6 protein-coding genes, 1 rRNA gene and 1 other RNA gene are annotated in these 6,154 nt (G+C 49.2%); all 8 read right to left on the bottom strand.

Annotated features, from left to right (window positions below; genetic code table 11):
* Nucleotides 1-98 precede the first annotated feature (98 nt).
* The 8 genes from V1498_RS00140 to tadA all read right to left on the bottom strand — a co-directional run bounded on the left by V1498_RS00140 (nucleotide 99) and on the right by tadA (nucleotide 6,153).
* Nucleotides 99-1,649, bottom strand: a 16S ribosomal RNA gene (locus V1498_RS00140).
* A gap of 290 nt (nucleotides 1,650-1,939) precedes the next feature.
* Nucleotides 1,940-2,203 carry a pro-sigmaK processing inhibitor BofA family protein gene (locus V1498_RS00135; protein WP_409296393.1) on the bottom strand — a complete coding sequence of 88 codons (264 nt, stop codon included), beginning with the start codon at nucleotides 2,201-2,203 and terminating at the stop codon, nucleotides 1,940-1,942.
* Nucleotides 2,204-2,278: 75 nt separating this feature from the next.
* Nucleotides 2,279-2,497, bottom strand: coding sequence for a YaaL family protein (locus V1498_RS00130; RefSeq protein WP_409296392.1), 219 nt, complete (start codon nucleotides 2,495-2,497; stop codon nucleotides 2,279-2,281).
* A gap of 26 nt (nucleotides 2,498-2,523) precedes the next feature.
* Complete coding sequence (gene recR / locus V1498_RS00125; RefSeq protein ID WP_409296391.1) at nucleotides 2,524-3,120, bottom strand: recombination mediator RecR; 597 nt, start codon at nucleotides 3,118-3,120, stop codon at nucleotides 2,524-2,526.
* Between the two features lie 11 nt (nucleotides 3,121-3,131).
* Nucleotides 3,132-3,455, bottom strand: coding sequence for a YbaB/EbfC family nucleoid-associated protein (locus V1498_RS00120; protein WP_409296390.1), 324 nt, complete (start codon nucleotides 3,453-3,455; stop codon nucleotides 3,132-3,134).
* Between the two features lie 14 nt (nucleotides 3,456-3,469).
* On the bottom strand, nucleotides 3,470-5,149 hold the full coding sequence (gene dnaX / locus V1498_RS00115; protein WP_409296389.1) for a DNA polymerase III subunit gamma/tau: 1,680 nt from the start codon (nucleotides 5,147-5,149) through the stop codon (nucleotides 3,470-3,472).
* A gap of 134 nt (nucleotides 5,150-5,283) precedes the next feature.
* Nucleotides 5,284-5,548, bottom strand: an RNA gene (ffs, locus tag V1498_RS00110) — signal recognition particle sRNA large type.
* A gap of 101 nt (nucleotides 5,549-5,649) precedes the next feature.
* Nucleotides 5,650-6,153, bottom strand: a complete 504-nt coding sequence (gene tadA / locus V1498_RS00105) for a tRNA adenosine(34) deaminase TadA (RefSeq protein WP_409296388.1) — start codon at nucleotides 6,151-6,153, stop codon at nucleotides 5,650-5,652.
* Nucleotide 6,154 lies beyond the last annotated feature (1 nt).

Raw genomic sequence — 6,154 nt, 5'->3', positions numbered from 1 at the left:
CTCGTTCGCTTCCTCGAATAGTTCGTTTCTAATTTATTTTCTGTTTTTGAGAGAATGCTCCCTCAAAACTGAACGAAACAAGATCGCTTTTTCCTTAGAAAGGAGGTGATCCAGCCGCACCTTCCGATACGGCTACCTTGTTACGACTTCACCCCAATCATCTGTCCCACCTTAGGCGGCTGGCTCCATAAAGGTTACCCCACCGACTTCGGGTGTTACAAACTCTCGTGGTGTGACGGGCGGTGTGTACAAGGCCCGGGAACGTATTCACCGCGGCATGCTGATCCGCGATTACTAGCGATTCCGGCTTCATGCAGGCGAGTTGCAGCCTGCAATCCGAACTGAGAATGGCTTTATGGGATTCGCTCGGCCTCGCGGCTTTGCTGCCCTTTGTACCATCCATTGTAGCACGTGTGTAGCCCAGGTCATAAGGGGCATGATGATTTGACGTCATCCCCACCTTCCTCCGGTTTGTCACCGGCAGTCACCTTAGAGTGCCCAACTTAATGCTGGCAACTAAGATCAAGGGTTGCGCTCGTTGCGGGACTTAACCCAACATCTCACGACACGAGCTGACGACAACCATGCACCACCTGTCACTCTGTCCCCCGAAGGGGAACGTCCTATCTCTAGGAGTGGCAGAGGATGTCAAGACCTGGTAAGGTTCTTCGCGTTGCTTCGAATTAAACCACATGCTCCACCGCTTGTGCGGGCCCCCGTCAATTCCTTTGAGTTTCAGCCTTGCGGCCGTACTCCCCAGGCGGAGTGCTTAATGCGTTAGCTGCAGCACTAAAGGGCGGAAACCCTCTAACACTTAGCACTCATCGTTTACGGCGTGGACTACCAGGGTATCTAATCCTGTTCGCTCCCCACGCTTTCGCGCCTCAGCGTCAGTTACAGACCAGAGAGTCGCCTTCGCCACTGGTGTTCCTCCACATCTCTACGCATTTCACCGCTACACGTGGAATTCCACTCTCCTCTTCTGCACTCAAGTCTCCCAGTTTCCAATGACCCTCCACGGTTGAGCCGTGGGCTTTCACATCAGACTTAAAAGACCGCCTGCGCGCGCTTTACGCCCAATAAATCCGGACAACGCTTGCCACCTACGTATTACCGCGGCTGCTGGCACGTAGTTAGCCGTGGCTTTCTGGCCAGGTACCGTCAAGGTGCCATCAGTTACTATGGCACTTGTTCTTCCCTGACAACAGAGTTTTACGATCCGAAAACCTTCTTCACTCACGCGGCGTTGCTCCGTCAGACTTTCGTCCATTGCGGAAGATTCCCTACTGCTGCCTCCCGTAGGAGTCTGGGCCGTGTCTCAGTCCCAGTGTGGCCGATCACCCTCTCAGGTCGGCTACGCATCGTGGCCTTGGTGAGCCGTTACCCCACCAACTAGCTAATGCGCCGCGGGCCCATCCTTGAGTGACAGCCGAAACCGTCTTTCCTCTTTCCCTCATGTGAGGGAAAGACCTATCCGGTATTAGCTCCGGTTTCCCGAAGTTATCCCGATCTCAAGGGCAGGTTGCCCACGTGTTACTCACCCGTCCGCCGCTGACTTCAGGGAGCAAGCTCCCATCCGTCCGCTCGACTTGCATGTATTAGGCACGCCGCCAGCGTTCGTCCTGAGCCAGGATCAAACTCTCCGAAGAATTTGATATAGCTCATAAAGTTTAAAACTTGTTTTGTTTACTTCCTATAAATAAGAAGTAACTGGCGTCTTGTTTCGTTCAGTTTTCAAAGAACATTTCGTCATAAGCGACTTTATAATCATAACATTCCGATGATATAAAGTCAACAATTTTTTGTTTCACCATCGCTTTGTTTTCAGCGACAAATAATATAATATCAAGTTTGCCAACGGAAGTCAATAGTATTTATTAATAAAATAAAAACAAAAAAGGAGAGCCGCGCTCCGGCTGCTCCCAGGTCAAAAAAAGATCTATAAAATCCAGTACTGCAGGGCTGCCATTGCTGCGACCCCCGGTATACCGAGAAAACCAGCAATCGAAGATGTCGCAAGATTTATCGGTACATGAAGCCCGATCGCGTTTCCCATCGCATTTAAGAAAAAAAGAAAGAGCGCACCGATGACAAGCCTGATAGCTCCCTGGCCGGCCCACCTCAGCGGTTTAAGGGGAGTTCCCACTAAAAGCAGAAGCACGATCAGACTCCCGATTACTGCTATAAACGCAATTGGTTCCATTATAAAAACCTCCCTGACGGTATACTGCTTGTACTAAACAGCATATGACCGCCAGAAGAGGTTTTAGAACCATGCTTATGGCCTTACTTTTACATTTCTCTTTTTTGCTTCTTTAAATAAATAGAAATACTTTGCTTCCGCCAGTTTCACGCTGCAGATAATATCATGCGACGGATCCACACTTTTCTCCAGCAGCGCTTTCTGGTTCAGCCAGCTTCTCTTTAATTCCTCAAGCTGACTGATTAGCCGCTGGTCGTATTCCTTTCGAAGCCATCCTTTACGCCGAAAGAACATGATATACCTCCATGCAGTTTTAAGATTTAAACCTCACGGCGGCCTTCAATTGCTTTGGAAAGTGTCACTTCGTCCGCATACTCAAGGTCGCCTCCGACTGGCAGCCCGTGGGCAATCCTTGTAATCCGGATGCCTGACGGCTTAAGGAGCCTGGATATATACATGGCAGTTGCTTCGCCTTCTATATTGGGATTTGTCGCCAGGATTACTTCTTTTATCGTCTCATCCTGCAGCCTTTTAAGCAGGTCCGGGATATTTATATCTTCAGGCCCTATCCCATCCATAGGTGAAATGCTTCCATGGAGCACATGATACAGGCCGTTATATTCCCTCATCTTTTCCATGGCGATTACATCCTTGGGATCCTGTACGACACATACGATGCTCCGGTCCCTCCGCTGATCCTCGCATATATAGCAGGGATCCTGATCGGTTATGTGGCCGCACACCGAGCAATATGACAGGTTCCGTTTTGCATTCACAAGCGCTTTGGCAAAATCAAGGACAATGTCTTCTTTCATATTTAAAACAAAGAAAGCAAGCCGGGCGGCGGTTTTAGGACCGATGCCCGGCAGTTTCATAAAGCTGTCTATCAATTTAGATATAGGCTCCGGGTAATGCATAGAAAAACCTCCTAGAACATTCCAGGCAGATTTAATCCTTTTGTGAATTGCCCCATAGTCTGATTAGTCAGCTGATCGGCCTTTTTAAGGGCGTCATTTGTAGCTGCCAGCACTAAATCCTGCAGCATTTCAATATCATCGGGATCGACAACCTCTGGTTTGATTTTCACTTCAATTATTTCTTTATGGCCAGATACGACAACTGTTACCATTCCGCCGCCGGCAGTACCTTCAATTTTTTCTTCACCAAGGTTCGCCTGGGCTTCTTCCATCTTCTTTTGCATCTTTTGCATTTGTTTCATCATGTTTTGCATATTTCCGCCGCCACGCATCATATTCCTAACCTCCATTATTCTTTGATTTCCAGCAGTTCATCCCCAACAAGTCTTCTCGCCTCTGCGATGAAGGGGTCTTCCACGTCTTTGGTTTCCACCTTATCAGTGGATTGTGAAGCAAGATACTCTTCCCTGATTTTACCCCATTGGTCCTCAGGAACTCCAATCATGGAAAGCTTTCTCCCTGTGGTCTGCAGGATAATGCCGCCCACTGCCTCGAGGAACCTGGCATTTTCCATCGCCATCTGGCAATGAATATCATACTTAAATTTTACCACAAAAGCATCTGTTGAGGCAGCTACTGGTTCAGCATCATTCAAGAGTGCGACCGAAGATTTCATCTGCTGCTTGACCAGCTGTTCCAGCATCTCTCCCCATTGGCCTTTGACCGTATTAAGATCTTGTTTTGTAGCTTCCTTAAGGATAGCGTTGATCCTTCCGGCCGGCGCCTTAAATTGCTTTTTGCCAGTCCTTTGAGGTTTCGGTTTGGCAGCTGCCTGCATGCCGGATACGGCTATCCCTTTTTCTTTCAATTCGCTGATTTGGCTTTCCAGCAGGCTGATTTTCTGCAGCAGCTCCTGATAGCCCTCTGTGGAAGCACTTCCTCCGCTTTCCCTGTGGCAGAGCTTAACAAGCGCCACTTCTATGAACACCCGCGGGTGATTGGTCCATTTGATTTCCTGCTGTGTAGCATTGAAGCTCTCGATCATCCCGTATAAATCATCCGGCTGGATTTGATCGGCAAGCTGCTTAAAGTCATCATCGACCCAGACCCGTTCAAGTGCCTCGGACAGGCCAGGTGCGGTCTTATAGAGAAGCATATCCCGGTAGTAAAAAATCATGTCCTCAATAAAACGGGATGGATCTTTTCCGAGTGACAGCAGCCGCTCCAGGATATCAAGCGCCTTTGCCACATCCTTTTCATGGATGGCATACGCAAGCTTTGTCAGAAATGACTGGGAAACCGCCCCGGTAACTGTGAGGGCATCCTCCTCTGTCACCTGGTCCTCGCTGAAGGATATCGCCTGGTCAAGGAGACTGAGCGCATCACGCATCCCGCCTTCAGCAGCGCGGGCAATGATATCCATGGCCTGGTCACTGCAGTTCACCCCTGAACTGTCGGCAATCTGTCTCATCCGCCCTACAATGTCCCTGGTTCCAATTCTCTTAAAGTCAAAGCGCTGACAGCGTGAGATGATGGTGAGGGGGATTTTATGGGGCTCGGTTGTGGCCAGGATGAAGATGACGTGCCGCGGGGGCTCTTCAAGAGTCTTAAGAAGCGCGTTAAACGCCCCTATGGAAAGCATGTGGACTTCATCCACTATATACACTTTATACTTAACTGCATTCGGAGCGTATTTTACCTTGTCGCGGATATCGCGTATTTCTTCCACTCCGTTATTTGAAGCTGCATCGATCTCAATCACATCTGGTATGGAGCCGTCTGTAATTCCCCTGCATGCAGAACATTCATTGCATGGTTCGGCAGAAGGTCCATTTTCACAGTTCACAGCTTTGGCCAGAATTTTGGCTGCACTTGTTTTCCCTGTGCCCCTCGGGCCGGAAAAAAGGTAGGCATGGGAGATTTTGTCCTGCAGGAGTGCATTCTGCAGGGTTTTGGTCACATGACCCTGGCCAACTACATCTAAGAAGGACTGCGGCCTCCAAACTCTGTATAATGCTTGATATCCCACGTTAAACTCCCCTTTTAGCGATCATGATCTTATTATAGCGTAAATGCATTATTCTAAAAAATGATAGAAGGGCACATAGTAAAAAAACTCATCCCGTGCCTGCCGGAATGAGTTTTAGTTTGTATGTAATAACGCCGTGCACCTTTTGTTGATTAACAACCACAAGCGTTACTTAAGCAGTTAGCTCAGCCCAGGCAGCCCTGCGGCACATGAGAGATTCCACTTAATGCTGCTTCCTTCCGGACCTGACATGGTTCATGGATTCTCATTGCGCAGGACCCAGACATCAACACCACTTACTTAAGGCAGACCCTGCAGTATATTAACCGTGAAAAGGAATTCAGCCTCGCTGGAGCGGATTGCGAGTACAGGGCACCGCTACCTCCCCGCCTAGCACGGCAAATTTGATAACATAATGTTGGGTGCTTCTGTTAAGCACATTAATAAGTATACCTCTTTTATGATAAAAAATCAACGTCTAGGAATTGTTAATTCCTGTGTTACCGGTTTCCCGCGCCATGCTGCCGCTTCACCTTCTCTTCCTTCTTCTTTTTTCTCAGTTCCTTAAAGAAGCGGGTCAGCATTTCCCCGCACTCATGAGCCATGACACCGGCCGATACCTCCGATTGATGGTTAAACCGCTCATCCCGAAGAAGATTCATAAGTGTGCCCGCACAGCCGGCCTTGGGATCATGTGCCCCGTACACCACCCTTTCCACCCTCGAGAGAAGAATGGCGCCTGCACACATTGGGCAAGGCTCAAGCGTCACGTACAGAGTCGTTTCCTCAAGCCTCCAGGTGCCCAGCCGCCGGCATGCTGAATCAATTGCCAGCAGCTCTGCATGTGCTGTGGCACTTTGATCGGTCTCCCTTAAATTATGGGCAGAGGCGATCACTTCGCCCTTGTGCACAAGTACAGCGCCGATCGGAACCTCTCCCAGTGCTTCCGCTTTTTTCGCCTCTTCCATTGCAAGCATCATGAACCTTTCATCTTCATGTATCATA

The sequence above is a fragment of the Paraperibacillus marinus genome (genome assembly GCF_046237605.1).
Taxonomy (GTDB): domain Bacteria; phylum Bacillota; class Bacilli; order Bacillales; family DSM-1321; genus Paraperibacillus; species Paraperibacillus marinus.
The sequence above is the reverse complement of the archived record's forward strand: the minus strand, read 5'-3'. Positions and strand labels throughout refer to the sequence as shown.